This window comes from Streptomyces achromogenes (assembly GCF_030816715.1).
In the GTDB taxonomy this organism is placed as follows: Bacteria; Actinomycetota; Actinomycetes; order Streptomycetales; family Streptomycetaceae; genus Streptomyces; species Streptomyces achromogenes_A.
In genome coordinates this window covers 6,444,585-6,461,992 of record NZ_JAUSYH010000001.1, presented here as the reverse complement: position 1 = coordinate 6,461,992, position 17,408 = coordinate 6,444,585, and the positions used below count along the sequence as shown (strand labels likewise).

14 protein-coding genes and 1 riboswitch are annotated in these 17,408 nt (G+C 71.4%); of the genes, 6 read left to right on the top strand and 8 right to left on the bottom strand.

The genetic code is table 11. The features are described from left to right. Positions 1 to 79 precede the first annotated feature (79 nt). Positions 80 to 361 (top strand): HPr family phosphocarrier protein, encoded by a 282-nt coding sequence (locus QF032_RS28985; RefSeq protein ID WP_189262368.1) that lies wholly within the window; start codon positions 80 to 82, stop codon positions 359 to 361. Between the two features lie 124 nt (positions 362 to 485). Here QF032_RS28985 and QF032_RS28980 read toward each other — a convergent pair whose 3' ends face one another. The 4 genes from QF032_RS28980 to QF032_RS28965 form a co-directional block, all read right to left on the bottom strand. Beyond that, positions 486 to 1,181: a GntR family transcriptional regulator gene (locus QF032_RS28980; RefSeq protein WP_306948898.1), complete on the bottom strand. Its 696-nt coding sequence runs from the start codon at positions 1,179 to 1,181 to the stop codon at positions 486 to 488. 187 nt (positions 1,182 to 1,368) lie between these two features. Beyond that, the gene (locus tag QF032_RS28975; RefSeq protein WP_306948899.1) at positions 1,369 to 2,127 is read right to left on the bottom strand and encodes a M23 family metallopeptidase; all 759 of its coding nucleotides are present in this window, start codon (positions 2,125 to 2,127) and stop codon (positions 1,369 to 1,371) included. A 14-nt stretch (positions 2,128 to 2,141) separates the two neighbouring features. Next, a riboswitch (cyclic di-AMP (ydaO/yuaA leader) is annotated at positions 2,142 to 2,308 on the bottom strand. A gap of 215 nt (positions 2,309 to 2,523) precedes the next feature. After that, a complete protein-coding gene (locus tag QF032_RS28970) occupies positions 2,524 to 3,912 on the bottom strand; it encodes a M16 family metallopeptidase (protein ID WP_307046507.1) in 1,389 nt (462 codons plus the stop codon). Then, positions 3,909 to 5,258: a M16 family metallopeptidase gene (locus tag QF032_RS28965; RefSeq protein WP_306948901.1), complete on the bottom strand. Its 1,350-nt coding sequence runs from the start codon at positions 5,256 to 5,258 to the stop codon at positions 3,909 to 3,911. Before QF032_RS28965 ends, QF032_RS28970 begins: the two co-directional genes overlap by 4 nt. 271 nt (positions 5,259 to 5,529) lie before the next feature. On the opposite strand from QF032_RS28965, the gene QF032_RS28960 reads away from it, so the two are divergent. After that, on the top strand, positions 5,530 to 8,001 hold the full coding sequence (locus QF032_RS28960; RefSeq protein ID WP_307046505.1) for a DNA gyrase/topoisomerase IV subunit A: 2,472 nt from the start codon (positions 5,530 to 5,532) through the stop codon (positions 7,999 to 8,001). On the opposite strand, the gene QF032_RS28955 is transcribed toward QF032_RS28960, so the two are convergent. Beyond that, positions 7,998 to 9,092, bottom strand: coding sequence for a CobW family GTP-binding protein (locus QF032_RS28955; RefSeq protein WP_307046503.1), 1,095 nt, complete (start codon positions 9,090 to 9,092; stop codon positions 7,998 to 8,000). The two genes, QF032_RS28960 and QF032_RS28955, sit on opposite strands and share 4 nt — an antisense overlap. Before the next feature lie 329 nt (positions 9,093 to 9,421). Here QF032_RS28955 and QF032_RS28950 point away from each other — a divergent pair, with 329 nt between their 5' ends. The 4 genes from QF032_RS28950 (at position 9,422) to QF032_RS28935 (ending at position 14,468) form a co-directional block, all read left to right on the top strand. Next, the gene (locus QF032_RS28950) at positions 9,422 to 10,687 is read left to right on the top strand and encodes a citrate synthase (RefSeq protein WP_307046500.1); all 1,266 of its coding nucleotides are present in this window, start codon (positions 9,422 to 9,424) and stop codon (positions 10,685 to 10,687) included. A gap of 282 nt (positions 10,688 to 10,969) precedes the next feature. After that, positions 10,970 to 11,911, top strand: coding sequence for a sucrase ferredoxin (locus tag QF032_RS28945; RefSeq protein WP_307046499.1), 942 nt, complete (start codon positions 10,970 to 10,972; stop codon positions 11,909 to 11,911). A 191-nt stretch (positions 11,912 to 12,102) separates the two neighbouring features. After that, on the top strand, positions 12,103 to 13,791 hold the full coding sequence (locus QF032_RS28940) for a sensor histidine kinase (RefSeq protein WP_307046497.1): 1,689 nt from the start codon (positions 12,103 to 12,105) through the stop codon (positions 13,789 to 13,791). Further along, a complete protein-coding gene (locus QF032_RS28935; protein WP_307046495.1) occupies positions 13,788 to 14,468 on the top strand; it encodes a DUF7342 family protein in 681 nt (226 codons plus the stop codon). The genes QF032_RS28940 and QF032_RS28935 overlap by 4 nt, the downstream gene beginning before the upstream one ends. Before the next feature lie 54 nt (positions 14,469 to 14,522). Here the strand turns inward: QF032_RS28935 and QF032_RS28930 are convergent, their stop codons facing one another. The 3 genes from QF032_RS28930 to QF032_RS28920 form a co-directional block, all read right to left on the bottom strand. Next, complete coding sequence (locus tag QF032_RS28930) at positions 14,523 to 15,584, bottom strand: ABC transporter substrate-binding protein (protein WP_307046494.1); 1,062 nt, start codon at positions 15,582 to 15,584, stop codon at positions 14,523 to 14,525. A gap of 82 nt (positions 15,585 to 15,666) precedes the next feature. Next, positions 15,667 to 16,530, bottom strand: coding sequence for an ABC transporter permease (locus QF032_RS28925; protein ID WP_306948909.1), 864 nt, complete (start codon positions 16,528 to 16,530; stop codon positions 15,667 to 15,669). Further along, positions 16,520 to 17,335 (bottom strand): ABC transporter ATP-binding protein, encoded by an 816-nt coding sequence (locus QF032_RS28920; protein ID WP_307058034.1) that lies wholly within the window; start codon positions 17,333 to 17,335, stop codon positions 16,520 to 16,522. The genes QF032_RS28925 and QF032_RS28920 overlap by 11 nt, the downstream gene beginning before the upstream one ends. Positions 17,336 to 17,408 lie beyond the last annotated feature (73 nt).

The following is a 17,408-nucleotide window of genomic DNA, read 5'->3' as shown; positions in this document are numbered from 1 at the left end:
CACCCAGGGACCGTCCCTCACACGCTTCACGTGTGGAACACTGGTCTAGACAACCTGAGACACCGAAGGGCAGCATCACATGGCTGAGCGCCGCGTCAACGTCGGCTGGGCCGAGGGCCTCCACGCCCGCCCCGCTTCCATCTTCGTCCGGGCCGCCACGGCCGCAGGCATCCCCGTGACGATCGCCAAGGCCGACGGCAACCCCGTCAACGCGGCCTCCATGCTGGCCGTTCTCGGCCTGGGCGCCCAGGGCGGCGAGGAGATCGTCCTCGCCTCCGAAGCCGAGGGCGCGGACGCCGCGCTCGACCGGCTGGCGAAGCTGGTCGCCGAGGGTCTCGAGGAACTCCCCGAGACCGTCTGAACACCGCCGCATTATGCGGCGAAGGGCTCGTCCGAATTACCGGGCGAGCCCTTCGCATTTCCCGTCCACGGGCAGCATGAGTAATCCCCCGTGAATTACTCCTTCTTTGTATACGGCTCCCGTGTTAATGCCGCAGACCGGTCATGTTTACGGGAGGTTGCGAAGTCCTCACACGGTCGGCGCGCTCCGGCCCCTTGGAAAAGCGCAACCGGTGCGCGAGCGTCGCGCGCTCGGTGTGCAGTGCCGTGACCGCCCGCGCGCGCTCCCCGTCGCCGCGCGTCACCGCGTCGACGATGGCGCCGTGCTCCGCCCAGGACGCCACGGGATCGGCCGGCGCCTCCACCGCGTACATCCAGGCGATCTTGTGCCGGAGCTGGGTGAGCATCGACGCGAGGGCGGGGCTCGCGGAGGCCTGGGCGAGCGTCTCGTGGAACCAGCCCCCCAGGGAGCGCAGATCATCGCTGTTGCCCCTCCTGGCCCGCTCCTGGCCCAGCCGTACGAGGCCGCGCAGCACCTTCAGATGGGCCTCCGTGCGCCGCTGGGCGGCCCGGGAGGCGCCGAGCGGCTCCAGCAGCAGCCGCATCTCCAGCAGGTCCGCGGCCTCCTGCTCGGTGGGCTCCGCCACGCACGCGCCCGCGTGCCGCCGGGTGACGACGAAGCCCTCGGCCTCCAGCGTCCGCAGCGCCTCGCGGACGGGGACACGCGAGACGCCGTAGCGACGGGCGAGGAGTTCCTCGGTGAGGCGGCTGCCGCGTTCGTAGACACCCGCGACGATGTCGTCCCGGATGGCCGTGCACACCGAGTGCGCCGGAATTCGCATGACGGACCTCCGCCTTGATCCCCGTAAAACGTCGACGGTTGACGTGTGTTCCGTGACTCTATTGCAATGGGCGGGAATTTCCGACGGGGAGCCGGAATCCAGGGATATTTTTTGGACAGCAGGGCCCCGAAAACGGCGAAAGCCCCGGCCGAGAGGCCGGGGCCGAACGATCTGTCGCCGTCCGTCGTCAGACGTTGACGCCGTGCTTGCGGAGATAGGCGACCGGGTCGATGTCCGAGCCGTACTCGGGGGTCGTGCGGGCCTCGAAGTGCAGATGCGGGCCCGTGACGTTGCCGGTGTCGCCGGACAGGGCGATGCGCTGTCCGGGGGTGACCGTCTGGCCCACCGACACCTCGATGGACGACAGGTGGGCGTACTGCGTGTACGTCCCGTCGTGCATCTTGATCACGATCTGGTTGCCGTAGGCGTCGCCCCAGCCGGCCTCGACCACGGTGCCGGAGCCGACCGCGTGCACGGTGGTGCCACGGGCCGCGTGGAAGTCGACGCCGGTGTGGCTCCCGGAGGACCACAGCGAGCTGCTGGCCTGGTAACCGGTGGAGACGTAGGAGGCGGTGATCGGCAGCACGAAGGTGTTGAGGCGCTTGCGCTCGGCCTCACGGGCGGCACGCACGCGTGCCTCGCGCTCCTCCACGGCCTTCTTCGCGGCGGCCTTGCGGGCGGCCTCCTCGAAGGCGGCCTTCTTCTGCGCGGCGACCTGCTCGTCGACCTGGTCGGCGACAGACTCGGCGATGGACTCGCCGGCGGTGACGACGGGGATCAGACCGGTCTGCTCGGGGGTGGGCTGCTCGGCCGCGAGGGCCGGGGTGGAGGCGACGGTGGCCATCACACCGGTGGTGGTGAGCGCCGCCACGCCGACCGCGCGAGCGGTGGAGCGCTGCATCCGGCTGGGCCGGCGGTGCTTCCCGGTGGCGCAGGTGAACGCCATGAAGTCAGGGGTGTCCTTTCCTTCCCTCTCGCCTACCGGGTTAGCTGACGGGTTCGGAGCAGGAAGGTCTCCTACGGACCCCCTCGCGTACACGCGGGCGTCCGATTCACCCCAGGGACTTCACATGTGGGTCCCCGGCTCCCCTGGCTCGCGCCGTACGGGGACTCGGCGATGACTGTCCGGTGCCGCGGCTGCGGCGCAGTGCCTGACGGACAGCCCGGATGAAGCTAAGCGGCGAGGGGATCAATCCTCAAACGGATCACGGTTTTTGTAGCGCATCCCACACGGCAGACAGGCAACCTCCGCCTCAATTCGGACAAACAGAAGCCCTGGTGACGCTCGGTCGACCAGGGCCCTGCGCGTGCGTGCCGTTGCCGTTGCCGCGGCGGTCGGCGGCTACTCGGCGGTCACGACCTTCACCTCGCCGATGCCGAGGGCCTCGACCGGCTCCTTGATCTGGGCCGCGTCGCCCACCAGGACCGTCACGAGACGGTCGACCGGGAAGGCGTTCACGGCCGCCGCGGTGGCCTCCACCGTGCCGGTCGCGGCGAGCTGCTGGTACAGCGTCGCCTGGTAGTCGTCGGGCAGGTGCTGCTCGACCTGGTCGGCCAGCGTGCTCGCGACGGCCGCCGCGGTCTCGAACTTCAGCGGCGCCACCCCGACCAGGTTCTGCACGGCGACGTCGCGTTCGGCGTCGGTCAGTCCCTCGGCGGCGAGGGTGCGCAGCACCTTCCACAGGTCGTCCAGCGCGGGACCGGTGTTCGGGGTGTCGATGGACCCGCTGATGGCGAGCATCGCGGCGCCCGAGCCGTCCGGCGCGGACCGCAGGACCTGCCCGAAGGCGCGGACTCCGTAGGTGTAGCCCTTCTCCTCACGCAGGACGCGGTCCAGACGGGAGGTGAGGGTGCCGCCGAGGCAGTAGGTGCCGAGCACCTGGGCGGGCCACACACGGTCGTGCCGGTCGGCGCCGATCCGGCCGATCAGCAGCTGCGTCTGGACGGCGCCCGGGCGGTCCACGATGACGACCCGACCGGTGTCGTCGGCGGTCACCGGCGGTACCGGCCGCGGTTCGGCGGCGGAGCCCGTCCAGGTGCCCAGGGTGTCGCCCAGGAGTGCGTCCAGGTCGACGCCGGTGAGGTCGCCGACGACCACGGCGGTGGCCGTCGCGGGGCGGACGTGCTTGTCGTAGAAGGCCCGGACGGCCGCGGAGTCGATCTTCTCGACCGTCTCGGCGGTGCCCTGCCGCGGACGCGACATACGGGCGGTGGCCGGGAACAGCTCCTTGGACAGCTCCTTGGCGGCGCGCCGGGAGGGGTTGGCCAGCTCGTGCGGGATCTCGTCCAGGCGATTGCGCACGAGGCGCTCGACCTCGCTGTCGGCGAACGCGGGCGCCCTGAGGGCGTCCGCGAGCAGACCGAGGCCCTTGGCCAGGCGCGAAGCCGGGATCTCGAGGCTGATACGGACGCCGGGGTGGTCGGCGTGCGCGTCCAGGGTGGCGCCGCAGCGCTCCAGTTCGGCGGCGAACTCCTCGGCGGAGTGCTTGTCGGTGCCCTCCGTGAAAGCGCGCGCCATGATCGTGGCGAGGCCGTCGAGGCCGGCCGGTTCGGCGTCCAGCGGTGCGTCGAGCAGGATCTCGACGGCGACGACCTGCTGGCCGGGGCGGTGGCAGTGCAGCACCGTCAGGCCGTTGGCCAGGGCGGTGCGCTCGGGCGCCGGGAACGCCCACGGCTTGGCCTCGCCCGCCAGGGGCTGGGGGTGGAAGTCCATCGTGGCGAGCTCGGTCACCGGGCCGCCTCCTCGTTCTCGTCCTGGTCGGCGGGGGCTTCGGGGGCGGTCGGCTCGTAGACGAGCACCGCGCGGTTGTCGGGACGCAGGCGGGCCTCGGCGATCTCCCGCACCTCCTCGGCCGTCACGTCCAGCACCCGCTGGACCGCGGTCAGGGCGAGCTGCGGGTCGCCGAACAGGACGGCGAACCGGCACAGTTCGTCGGCGCGGCCGGCGACCGTGCCGAGGCGGTCGAGCCACTCGCGCTCCAACTGGGCCTGGGCGCGTTCCATTTCCTCGGCCGTGGGGCCCTCCGCGGCGAACCGGGCGAGCTCCTCGTCGATGGCCTCCTCGATGACGGGCACCTCGACGTCGCCGGACGTCTTCACGTCCAGCCAGCCCAGGGAGGGCGCCCCGGCGAGCCGCAGCAGGCCGAAGCCGGCCGCCACAGCCGTACGGTCGCGGCGCACGAGCCGGTTGTAGAGGCGGGAGGACTCGCCGCCGCCGAGGACGGTCAGCGCCAGGTCGACGGCGTCGCACGCGCGCGTGCCGTCCTCGGGCAGGCGATAGGCGGCCATCAGGGCGCGGGCCGGCACCTCCTCCTCGACGACCTCCCGCAGCTGTTCGCCGATGACGTCGGGCAGGGAGCCGTCACGCGGCGCGGGCTTGCCGTCGTGCCCGGCGATGGAGCCGAAGTACTTCTCGATCCAGGCGAGCGTCTGCTCCGGGTCGATGTCGCCGACCACGGACAGGACGGCGTTGTTGGGCGCGTAGTACGTGCGGAAGAACGCACGCGCGTCCTCCAGCGTCGCCGCGTCCAGGTCGGCCATCGAGCCGATCGGCGTGTGGTGGTAGGGGTGGCCGTCGGGGTAGGCGAGAGCGGTGAGCTTCTCGAAGGCGGTGCCGTAGGGAACGTTGTCGTAACGCTGGCGGCGCTCGTTCTTGACGACGTCGCGCTGGTTCTCCATCGACTCGTCGTCGAGCGCGGTGAGCAGGGATCCCATGCGGTCCGCCTCCAGCCAGAGGGCGAGCTCCAGCTGGTGGGCGGGCATGGTCTCGAAGTAGTTGGTGCGCTCGAAACTGGTGGTGCCGTTCAGCGAACCGCCCGCACCCTGGACGAGCTCGAAGTGGCCGTTGCCCTTGACCTGGCCGGACCCCTGGAACATCAGGTGCTCGAAAAGGTGAGCAAGGCCGGTGCGGCCCTTGACTTCATGGCGTGAGCCGACGTCGTACCAGAGGCACACCGCCGCCACGGGGGTCAGGTGGTCCTCCGAGAGCACCACGCGCAGGCCGTTGGCCAGGCGGTGCTCGGTCGCTGTCAGGCCCCCGGAGCCTGCCTGGGCTGTGGCCGTGTGACCCATGGGCATGTACGTCCCTTCCGATCGCGGACGCGGTCGTCGAAACCGCGGTTTTCCTGCCGGTCCTGTCACTGTATGCAAGCGTGCGGACAGGAGGCGAAGTTCCCGGACGACATACGCCGAGAGCGAGATCGCGTAGCCTGCGGGCAGCCGTGGACGAGGCGACTGACGCGGGCGGGGCCGAAGGGCCGACGCCGGGTCCTCGCCGCCCTGTCAGTGCCACGGTCCACAATGGTCCGCGTCAGATCCCGTCACACGCCCCAGCAAGGAGCCGGCAGCGATGGCCCGCCGCAGCACGAAGACCCCGCCGCCCGACGACTCGTACGAGGAGCGGATCCTCGACATCGACGTCGTCGACGAGATGCAGGGCTCCTTCCTCGAGTACGCGTACTCGGTCATCTACTCCCGCGCCCTGCCGGACGCCCGTGACGGCCTGAAGCCGGTGCACCGCCGCATCGTCTACCAGATGAACGAGATGGGCCTGCGCCCGGAGCGCGGCTATGTGAAGTGCGCCCGTGTCGTCGGCGAGGTCATGGGCAAGCTGCACCCGCACGGCGACTCCTCGATCTACGACGCCCTGGTGCGCATGGCCCAGCCCTTCTCCATGCGCGTGCCGCTCATCGACGGCCACGGCAACTTCGGCTCCCTGGGCAACGACGACCCGCCGGCCGCCATGCGGTACACGGAGTGCCGCCAGGCAGCGGCGACGAGCCTGATGACGGAGTCGATCGACGAGGACACCGTCGACTTCGCGCCGAACTACGACGGGCAGGAGCAGGAGCCCGTCGCGCTGCCCGCCGCCTTCCCGAACCTGCTGGTCAACGGCGCGTCCGGGATCGCGGTCGGCATGGCCACGAACATGCCGCCGCACAACCTGGGCGAGGTCGTCGCGGCCGCCCGCCATCTGATCCGCTATCCGGGCGCCGATCTGGACGCCCTGATGAAGTTCGTCCCCGGCCCCGATCTGCCGACCGGCGGCCGGATCGTCGGCCTCTCCGGAATCCGGGACGCCTACGAGAGCGGCCGCGGCACGTTCAAGATCCGCGCCACGGTCGCGGTGGAGACGGTCACGGCCCGCCGCAAGGGCCTGGTCGTCACCGAACTGCCCTTCACGGTCGGCCCCGAGAAGGTCATCGCCAAGATCAAGGACCTGGTCGGGTCCAAGAAGATCCAGGGCATCGCCGACGTCAAGGACCTCACCGACCGGGCGCACGGTCTGCGCCTGGTCATCGAGATCAAGAACGGCTTCGTGCCGGAGGCGGTGCTGGAGCAGCTCTACAAGCTGACGCCGATGGAGGAGTCCTTCGGCATCAACAACGTGGCGCTGGTGGACGGCCAGCCGCTCACGCTGGGCCTGAAGGAGCTGCTGGAGGTCTACCTCGACCACCGGTTCAACGTGGTGCGCCGCCGCAGCGAGTTCCGCCGCACCAAGCGCCGTGACCGGCTGCACCTGGTGGAGGGCCTGCTGACGGCCCTGGTCGACATCGACGAGGTCATCCGGCTGATCCGCTCCAGCGAGAACAGCGCGCAGGCGAAGGAGCGCCTGATGGAGCGCTTCGGGCTGTCGGAGATCCAGACCCAGTACATCCTGGACACCCCGCTGCGCCGCCTCACCAAGTTCGACCGCATCGAACTGGAGGCGGAGAAGGAGAGGCTCACCGGGGAGATCGCCGAGCTGACCCGGATCCTGGACTCGGACGCGGAGCTGCGCAAGCTGGTCTCCGCGGAACTCGCCACGGTGGCCAAGAAGTTCGGCACCGAGCGGCGTACGGTCCTGCTGGAGTCGTCGGGCGCCACGGCCGCCGCCGTGCCCCTCCAGGTGGCGGACGACCCGTGCCGCGTCCTGCTGTCCTCCACGGCGCTGCTGGCGCGCACGGCGAACGGCGACCCCTTCACGGCGAACGCCGAGGACGGGGACGAGGACGGCAAGCGCACCAAGCACGACGTGATCGTCTCGGCGGTGCCGGCCACCGCGCGCGGGGAGATCGGCGCGGTGACGTCCTCGGGCCGTCTGCTGCGGATCAACGTCGTCGACCTGCCGCAGCTTCCGGACACGGCGTTGGTGCCGAACCTGTCCGGCGGGGCCCCACTGGCGGAGTTCGTGTCCCTGGAGGGTGACGAGACGGTGGTCTGCCTGACCACGCTCGACGAGTCGTCCCCCGGGCTGGCCATCGGCACGGAACAGGGCGTCGTCAAGCGGGTCGTGCCCGACTACCCGACGAACAAGGACGAGCTGGAGGTCATCTCCCTCAGGGACGGGGACCGGATCGTCGGCGCCGTCGAACTGCGCACCGGCGACGAGGATCTGGTCTTCATCACGGACGACGCCCAGCTGCTGCGCTACCAGGCCTCCCAGGTGCGTCCGCAGGGCCGTGCGGCGGGCGGTATGGCGGGCGTCAAGCTCACCGAGGGCGCCAAGGTGATCTCGTTCACGGCCGTGGACCCGGCGGCGGACGCCGTGGTGTTCACCATCGCCGGCTCCCGGGGGACGCTGGACGACTCCGTCCAGACGACCGCCAAGCTGACCCCCTTCGACCAGTATCCGCGCAAGGGCCGCGCCACCGGCGGTGTGCGCTGCCAGCGGTTCCTGAAGGGCGAGGACTGCCTGTCGCTGGCCTGGGCGGGCCCCGTCCCGGCCAAGGCCGCCCAGAAGAACGGTCTGCCGGCCGAGCTGCCGGAGATCGACCCGCGCCGTGACGGCTCGGGCGTCTCGCTGGCGAAGACGGTGAGCGTGGTGGCGGGGCCGATCTAGGGCCCGGCCGCCTCGGGGAGGTCTTCCTCGGGGTCCTGGACGAAGCGCAGGACGCCCCACATGCCGTGTTCGTCGGCGTGCGGGGCGTCGCTGCGACAGCCCTCGAGTTCCTTGCCGAGGACTGCGGCGTCGATGCCGGCGCCGATCAGCACGAGCTGGGTGAGGCGGGCGCCGTCCGCCGGCCAGGGCTCCGGGTAGAAGCGCAGGAAGGGCCCGACCGCGTGCACGGCGTACCGGTTGACCGGGTCGTGGGGACCGAAGTCGACGTACCCCTTGATCCGGTAGAGCCCCTCCGGCCTGCTGTCGAGGAACCGCATCAGCAGGCGCGGGTCGAGGGGGACTTCCGAGGCGAAGGACACGCTGTCGTAGCCGGCGTGCAGGTGCCCGCCGTGCGCATCCGCGCCGGGGTCGTGCGGCTCGGCGTCCTGCGCGTCGGGGTACCGGTGCAGGTCGTCGAAGGACAGCTGCCCGATGCGCTCCTCGCTCGGCCGGCAGTCGAAGAGGAGCTCCGGGTCCACACGGCCATGGGTGGCCGGGACGACGGCTGCCCGATCGGTGAGGGTGCGGACGAGCCCGAGGACACGCTCGGGGTCCGGTGCGCGGTCGAGCTTGTTCACGACGACGAGATCGGCGAGGGCGAGATGCCGGTCGATCTCGGGGTGCCTCGCCCGGGTGTCGTCGAACTCGGCCGCGTCGACGACCTCGACGAGCCCTCCGTAGACGATCCCCTGGTGATCGCTGGCGAGCACCATCCGGACGAGTTCCTGCGGTTCGGCGAGGCCGCTGGCCTCGATCACGACGACGTCGATCCCGGTGCCGGGCCTGGCCAGCCGCTCGAGGTAGACGTCCAGTTCGCCGGCGTCGACGGCGCAGCACAGACAGCCGTTGCCGAGCGAGACGGTGGAGTCGCCGAGCGCGCCGGCCACCGCCATGGCGTCGATCTCGATGGCGCCGAAGTCGTTGACGATCGCACCGATCCGACTGCCTCCGCTGCGGTGCAGGAGGTGGTTGAGCAGTGTCGTCTTCCCGGAGCCCAGGAATCCGGCGAGGACGACGACCGGGATCTGCTGCGGACCGGGACTGTGTGCCACCGTGCGACCTTTCTGACACCTGTGCGTGCACCGGCTCACGGCTGCGGCGCACCTGCGCGGACTGACTGCGTGGACTGACCGCGCGGATTGACTGCGCGGACTGAGCGCGCGCCCAGGATACGAGCCGCGTGCAGGCCGGCGGGGTGAACGGTCGTCGGCAGCACGCGCGGAGCAGAGGAGCAGACGTCGGGCGAGGCGCTCTGCCGCCTCCTGACGCGCCGCATCCGGGAACAACGCCGTCCAGCCCGCCGGGAATCGGCAGGTGCCCGGGAACGGGTGTGCCCGAGCCGCCGGGAACCGGCAGGCGACCGTGTGGATACGGTGACCCCATGCACGATGAGGACCCCGGGCCCGGCAGTCTCGGACGACGGCTGAGCACCAAGGAAGCCGCCGAGTTGCTCGGGGTGAAGCCCGAGACGGTGTACGCGTACGTCAGCCGCGGCCGACTGGGCAGCCGGCGCACGCCCGGGGGCCGGGGCAGCACCTTCGACGCCGGGGAGGTGGAGGCTCTCGCCCGGCGCAACAGGCGCGAGGCCGAGGGAACCCCCAGGCCCGGGGCGGAGTTGTCCGTACGCACCCGCCTCACGTCGATCGACGGCGACCGCTACTACTTCCGCGGGGTCGACGCGGTCGAGCTGGCCGGCCGGCACTCCTACGAGGAGGTCGCCGAATGGCTGTGGACTGGGCGGCTGCGCCCGGGAGCCGTCTTCACGGCGCCCGCGGAGGCCCTCGAGGCCGCGGTCCGGGCCGTCGACGCGCTGCCGGAGCACACCGGCACGACCGACCGTCTGCGGGTTGCCGCGGCGGCGGCGGCGGCCGTGGACCCGCTGCGGTTCGACCTGTCCGAGGAGGGCGTGCTCGGCACCGCGCGGACCCTGATCCCCACGTTCGTCGGCGCCCTGCCCCCGCGGCGGCACGGCCGCCGCGACGTCGAGGGTTCGCTCGCCCGCCGCCTGTGGGGACGGCTCAGCGATCGCCCGGCCGATGAGGCTCGGCTGCACGTCCTCGACACGGCGCTCGGTCTGCTGGCCGACCACGACCTGGCCGCCTCGACGCTCGCGGTGCGGGTCGCCGCCTCCGCCCGGGCGCACGCCTACGCGGCCGTCTCCGCCGGGCTGGGGGTGCTCGAAGGACCGCTGCACGGCGCGGCCGGCAGGCTCGCGCACCGCCTGCTGCTGCAGGTTCTCGACCTCGGCAGCGCCGGACCCGTGATCGCGGAGGAACTGCGGGCCGGCCGTCGCGTCCCCGGCCTCGGCCACCCGCTGTACACCGGCGAGGACCCGCGCGCGCGTGCCCTGTTCGCACTCATGGAGGACATCCCCGAGGCTGCGCCCGCCCTCGACGCGGCCCGGGACATCGTCGACACGACGGCCCGCCACGCGCCGCTGCACGCCAATGTGGACCTGGCCCTCGCCGCGTTCACCGTGTCCTGCGGCATGGAGCCCTCGGCCGGTGAGACGGTCTTCGCCGTGGCCCGTACGGCGGGCTGGATCGCCCATGCCCTGGAGGAGTACGGCGAACGGCCCCTGCGGTTCCGCCCGAGCGGCCACTACGTGGGCCCCGAACCGCCTCAGCCCCTGCCGCTGCCGGAGTAGGTCGGGCTTGACCGGTCCTCCGGCTCCCGGCTCCCGGCTCCCGGCTCCCGGCTCCCGGCTCCCGGCTCCCGGCTCCCGGCAGCAACGAACAGGCGGCGCGCGCCGTGGCACCGGAAGGCCCGTCCGTCGCTGCGCGCGTCCGCGTGCCCGCACGACCAGGCGCGCCCTCGTCCGGGTGTCCGGGCGTCGTCCCGGCGTCGGAGGTCCGAACCGTCAAGGTCGTCCGGGCCGTCCGGGCCGTCCGGAAGTCGTCCCGCCGCAACTCAGGTTAGGCTCACCTCTGTGAGTACGTGTGCAACCGTCTCGCGGGACCTCGGCGAGCCCATCGCCGGCACCGCGGCCACGGCAACCACCTGGCTGCTCCTGGAACAGCCCGGTCCCTGGGGTGCCCGAGCACTGGTCTCGAGCCACCTGGACCCCGTTCTGGGCCGCGCCCTGGAAGCCGCCGCGCAGGACACGGGCGTGCGCATCGCGCTCATCCGGCGGCCCGGCCGCCACGCGGACCTCGGCGCACCGGCCCTGCGGCGGGTGTACGCGGCCCACACCGTCCCCGGACGGGTGTGGTTGCACGGCGCCACGACCCACGACCCGCGCCGGTTGCTGGACCTCGACTTCGCCGCGCTCGGCCGCGGCGACCACCACACGTTCGACAGCGTGCTGAGCGGCGCGTCCCACACGGGTGACCCGCTCGCCCTCGTCTGCACCAACGGCAAGCGGGACCGCTGCTGTGCGCTGCTCGGCCGTCCGCTGGCCGCGGAACTCGCCGCCTCGGGGGTGCGGGGAGCGTGGGAGGTCACTCATCTGGGCGGTCATCGCTTCTCCCCCACCCTGCTCGTCCTGCCGCACGGCTACGCGTACGGCCGGGCCGCCGCGCACACGGTCAAGGAGGTCCTGCGCGGCGTCCGGGAAGGCCGGATCGTCGCGGAGGGCTGCCGGGGCAGCTCGGCCTGGGAACGGCCCGGCCAGGCGGCGGAGCTGGCGGTGCGCGCGGAGACCGGCGAGGACGCCGCCGAGGTGCTGAGCGTCGTGCGCACGACCGGTGGCGCACCCCGCTGGGAGGTGACGGTCGCGCACACGGACGGACGGCACTGGCTGGTCGTCGTGGCCCAGGGCGCCTCGCTGCCGCCGAGGCCGGAGAGCTGCGGCACGTCGGTCCTCGGCGCGCCCGCGCGGATGGACGTGGTGGCTGTGCACGAACTGGTGGGCGCGGCCCCGGCACGGTGACCTGCCGCACGGGACAGAATGGGGGGACGGGGCGAGAAGAAACGGGAACGTAACGGGGCGGAACGGCAAGGGATGGGACGGTACGGGCCGCCCGCCCGCACCCAGCGCCACCGTTTCCTCCCGAGCCGGTCAAGAGATCGACCTCACCCGCCCCTTCGGCTGCACGGGTCGGCCCACGTACCGTCTGGGGTATGAGCCCCACTCCCCCCGCCCGGCGGCTGCGCCTCGGAATGCCGCGGCGCATGTTCTCGCAGGTCCTGCTCATGCAGCTGGCGATCGCCGCGGGTGTCGTGGTGCTGGCGACCGGACTGTTCCTCGCTCCGCTCGGCAATCAGCTGGACGACCAGGCGATGCGCCGGGCTCTCGCCATCGCGCAGACGACCGCGGCGGTGCCCCAGATCGCCGAGGACCTGCAGAGCACGCGGCCGTCGGTCGACGGCCCGGTGCAACGGGAGGCCGAACGGATCCGCAAGGCCAGCGGCGCCGAGTACGTCGTGGTGATGAACCTCCACGGCACGCGCTGGTCGCACACCGACCTCAAGCAGGTCGGCGGCCATGTCTCGACGGACCCGAGCCAGGCGCTTGCGGGCAAGGACGTCATGGAGATCGACAGCGGCACCCTGGGCCGCTCGGCCCGCGGCAAGGTCCCCCTGCGCGACGCCGACGGCACGATCATCGGCGCGGTCTCGGTCGGCATCGAGTACGACAGCGTGCGCGCCCGGCTCATCCACGCCATCCCCGGGCTGTTCGCCTACGCCGGAGGCGCCCTCGCCGTCGGTGCGCTGGCCGCCTGGCTCATCTCCCGGCGGGTCCACCGGCAGACCCGCGACCTGGCCTTCTCGGACATCTCCGCGCTGCTCTCCGAGCGCGAGGCGATGCTGCACGGCATCCGGGAGGGCGTCGTGGCCCTGGACCGCGCCGGCCGCGTCCGGCTGCTCAACGACGAGGCCCAGCGTCTCCTCGGCATCGGGGACGAGGCGGTGGGCACCCCGCCCGACGAGGCGCTCGGCGAGGGACGTACGGCCGACGTCCTCGCCGGGCGGGTGACCGGCACGGACCTGGTCGCCGTGCGCGGACAGCGCGTCCTGGTCGTGAACCGGATGCCCACCGACGACGGCGGCGCGGTGGCAACCCTGCGTGACCGCACCGAGCTGGAACAGCTGGGCCGGGAACTCGACTCCACGCGCGGCCTCATCGACGCGCTGCGCGCCCAGGACCACGAGCACGCCAACCGCATGCACACCCTGCTCGGGCTGCTCGAACTGGAGATGTTCGACGACGCCGTCGACTTCGTGGGGGAGGTGGTCGGCGACCACCGGGCCACCGCGGAGCAGGTGACGGAGAAGATCGGGGACGCGCTGCTCGCCGCCCTGCTGGTCGGCAAGGCGACCGTCGCGGCCGAGCGCGGCGTCGCCCTGTGGGTCTCGGACCGGACCCGGCTGCCCGACCGGCTGATCGATCCGCGCGGGCTGGTCACCGTCGTCGGCAACCTCGTGGACAACGCGCTCGACGCCGTCGCGGGCACTCCGCACGCGCGCGTGGAGGTAGAGCTGCGGACGGAAGGCCGTACCGCGGTCCTGCGGGTGCGGGACACCGGGCCCGGCATCCCGGACGCGCAACGTGAGTTGATCTTCACCGAGGGCTGGTCGACGAAGAAGCCGCCGGCGCACGGCAAGCGCGGCATCGGGCTCTCACTGGTGCGCAGGCTCGCCGAACGGCAGGGCGGCAGCGCCACGGTCGGCGAGGCGGCCGGCGGGGGCGCCGAGTTCACCGTCGTCCTGCCGGAGGCGCTGACCGAGCCGGATCCCGAACCCGTACCGGATCCCCAACCCGTACCGGCCGTACCGGTGCTCGGCGCCGTCGAGGAGGAGTCACGATGATCGAGGTACTGGTCGTGGACGACGACGCCAGGGTGGCCCGGGTCAACGCCGCCTACGTCGGGAAGGTCCCGGGCTTCCACGTCGCCGCCGAGGCCCACAGCGCCGCCGAGGCGCTGCGCCAGCTGGAGCTGCTGCCGCACCTGGACCTCGTCCTGCTGGATCACTACCTGCCCGACGACACGGGCCTGGAGGTCGTCCAGGAGATGCGCCGGCGCGGCCACCAGACGGACGTGATCATGGTGACCGCCGCGCGGGACGTCTCGACCGTGCAGGCGGCGATGCGCCAGGGCGCGCTGCAGTACCTGGTGAAACCGTTCGCCTTTGCCGGTCTGCGCGGCAAGCTGGAGGCGTACGCCGATCTGCGCCGCACGCTCGACGGGGGCGGCGAGGCCGAGCAGGCCGACGTCGACCGCATCTTCGGCGCGCTGTCCGCCCCCTCTGAGCCCGGTCTGCCCAAGGGCCACTCCCCCACCACCGCCGAACTCGTGCGGCAGGCTCTGATGAACGCCGAAGGGCCGCTGTCGGCCCAGGAGATCGCCGAGCGGACCGGGGTGAGCCGGCAGACCGCCCAGCGCTATCTGAAGCTCCTGGAGCGCACGGGGAGGGCCAGGCTGACCCTGAAGTACGGCGACGCGGGCCGCCCGGAACACCGTTACGTGTGGGCGACCCGCGCCTGACGGCACGGACCTCGACGCGAGGCCGTCGATGCCGGACGGGCGGCTACGCGGCCGTCAGCCCGTCGCCTTGGAGACGAACTCGGTCGTGTACGTCTTGTCCAGGTCCACCGCGGCGTTCTTGATGGTCGGGTTGAACGCCTTGAGGACCTTCTCGACGGTCTCGGGCCCGTTCTTGGGCATCACCCCGTCCACGGTGAACATGGGCAACGTGTTCTTGATGGCCACCGAGTACAGCATCTTGTTCCCCTGCGAGTAGTCGGCCGGCATCTTCCCGGCGATCTCGGACGCGCTGTGGGTGGACATCCACTTGAGCGTCTTGACGAACGCATTGGCCAGCTTCTGGACGGTGTCCTTGTGATCGTTGACCCAGTCCGTCTGCATGTACAGGCTGGACGACGGATACGGTCCGCCGAGCGCCTCCTCCGAGCCCTTCGGGGTGCGCATGTCGACGAGGATCCTGCCGGCCTTCTTGTCGAGGACGGTCGCCACGGTCGGGTCGGTGGTCATCCCGGCGTCGATGGAGCCCTGCTGGAGCGCCGCGATGAAGGTCGGACCCGCGCCGACGGCGACCGGGGTGAAGTCGCTGACCTTCACGCCGCTCTTGACGGCGAGGTACTTCGTGAGGAAGTCGGTCGAGGAACCGAGGCCGGTGACGCCGAGCTTCTTGCCCTTGAAGTCCTCGGGCGAGTCGATCTCGCCCCGCGCCTTGGCGGAGACGATCTCCACCTCGCCCGGTGCGTGCGAGAACTGCACGACGGACTCCACGTCCTTCCCCTTCACCTGGAGGTCGAGGGTGTGGTCGTAGAAGCCGACGGCGCCCTGGACCTGGCCCGAGACGAGCGCGGTCTCGGCCTGCACCCCGGCCGGCTCGCTCAGCAGCTCGACATCGAGTCCCTCGGCGTCGAAGTAGCCCAGTCGCTGGGTGAGCATGGCCGGCAGGTAGATGACCTTGTCCAGGCCGCCGACCATGATCTTGACCTTCGTCCCCTTCCCGTCCCCCTTGCTGCCGGAGCCGGTCGACGCGGTGCTCGCCGCGTCGTTGGCACAGGCGGTGAGGGAGGTGAGGGCGAGCAGGCCGGCGGCGGCGAGGGCGGTGTATCTGGCGGTGGTGCGCATGGCGGGTTCACGTCCTTGTGAGAAGGCGATGCCGAGGGTGTGGCGAGGGGACGAAAGTCTCGGAGGATCGTTCAACGAGGTGTCAGCTGTCGGAGCCGGCCGGCTTCCAGCGGAAGATGCGGCTCTCGGCGAAGGTCAGCAGCCCCTCGGCGACCAGGGCGACGGCGGCGAGGATGACCATGGCCGCGTACACGCCGGCCGCGTTGAACGTGCCCTGCGACTGCGCGACGAGCAGGCCGATGCCCTTGGTCGCGCCGATGTACTCGCCGACGATGGCGCCGATGAGGGCGAAGCCGAAGCTGACATGAAGACTGGTGAAGATCCAGGAGGTCGCGGAGGGGATGACCACCTGGAGCGTCACCCTGCGATCGCTCGCGCCGAGGATGCGGGCGTTGGCGACGAGGTTGCGGTCGACCTCTCGAGCGCCCTGGAAGGCGTTGAAGAAGACCGGGAAGAACACCAGGACGACGGCCGAGGCGACCTTGGAGGCGGGGCCGAGGCCGAACCAGATCACGAAGATCGGGGCCAGCACGATCCTCGGTATGGAGTTGAGCACTTTGATGTACGGACCGAGGACATCGGCGAGGAAGGCGATCCTCCCGAGTGCGATACCGCACACCACACCCGCGACCACACCGATGACCCAGCCCAGCAGCGCCTCGTGGAGCGTGTACCAGATCTGCTCGCCCAGTGAACCGAGAGCGGTTCCGTGCGTCACCCAGGTGTAGATCTGGTCCCAGATCTTGGTGGGCATCGAGAAGTTGAACGGATCGATGATCTCGGCTCGGGAGAGCGCCTCCCACAGACCGAGCACGGCCACCAGGAGCAGCGCTCTCGAGGCCATGACGACGGCCTTGCGTCTGCGTGCGGCACGCGCGCGCGTGTGGGCGCGGTCCGGTGCCTTGGCCGTGTCGACGACCGGCGTGCTGAGAACGTCAGGCGACATCTGCGGTTCCTCTTTCGCGGGTGATGCGGACCTCTTCGCCGAGGGACTCCCAGATCTCGCGGTAGATCTCGATGAACCGCGGCTCCAGACGCACCGACTCGACCTTGCGCGGCCGCGGCAGGTCGATGTCGAAGACCTGCTTCACGGTGGCGGGACCGGCGGTCATCACGACGACCCTGTCGGCCAGCGCGATGGACTCCTCCAGGTCGTGGGTGACGAACACGACGGACGCGCCGGTGCCCTCCCACAGTTCGAGGAGCTCGTCCGACATCAGCGCCCTGGTCTGCACGTCGAGCGCCGAGAACGGCTCGTCCATGAGCAGGATCTCGGGGTCGTTGACGAAGGTCGCGGCGAGGGCGACGCGTTTGCGCTGGCCGCCGGAGAGCTGATGCGGGTAGCGGTCCTCGAAGGCGGCGAGGCCGACCCGGTCCAGCCACTCACGGGCCCTGCGTTTCGCCTCCGCCTTGGGCACACCGCGGAAACGGGGCCCGGCCATGACGTTGGACAGGACCGTGCGCCACGGGAAGGTCGCGTCCTGCTGGAAGACGAAGCCGACCTTGTCGCCGACGCCGCGCACGGCCTGACCGGTGACCAGCACCTCGCCCTGGGTGGGCTCTTCCAGCCCGCTGACCAGGGTCAATGTGGTCGACTTGCCGCAGCCGGTCGGTCCGACGACGGCCACGAACTCGCCGCGTGCGACAGTGAGGTCGAGGTCCCGCACGGCGGTGTGCGGAACCCCCGACGGGGTCCTGAAGACCTTGCTCGCACCCCGCAGCTCGATGGCGGGGCTGGTGTGTGCGCTCATGGCCGGGGACGGTAGAGGCGAGCGGCGGGGCTGGAGGAGCCTTCTGGGCGCATGCGCTTCTTTTGCTTGCAAG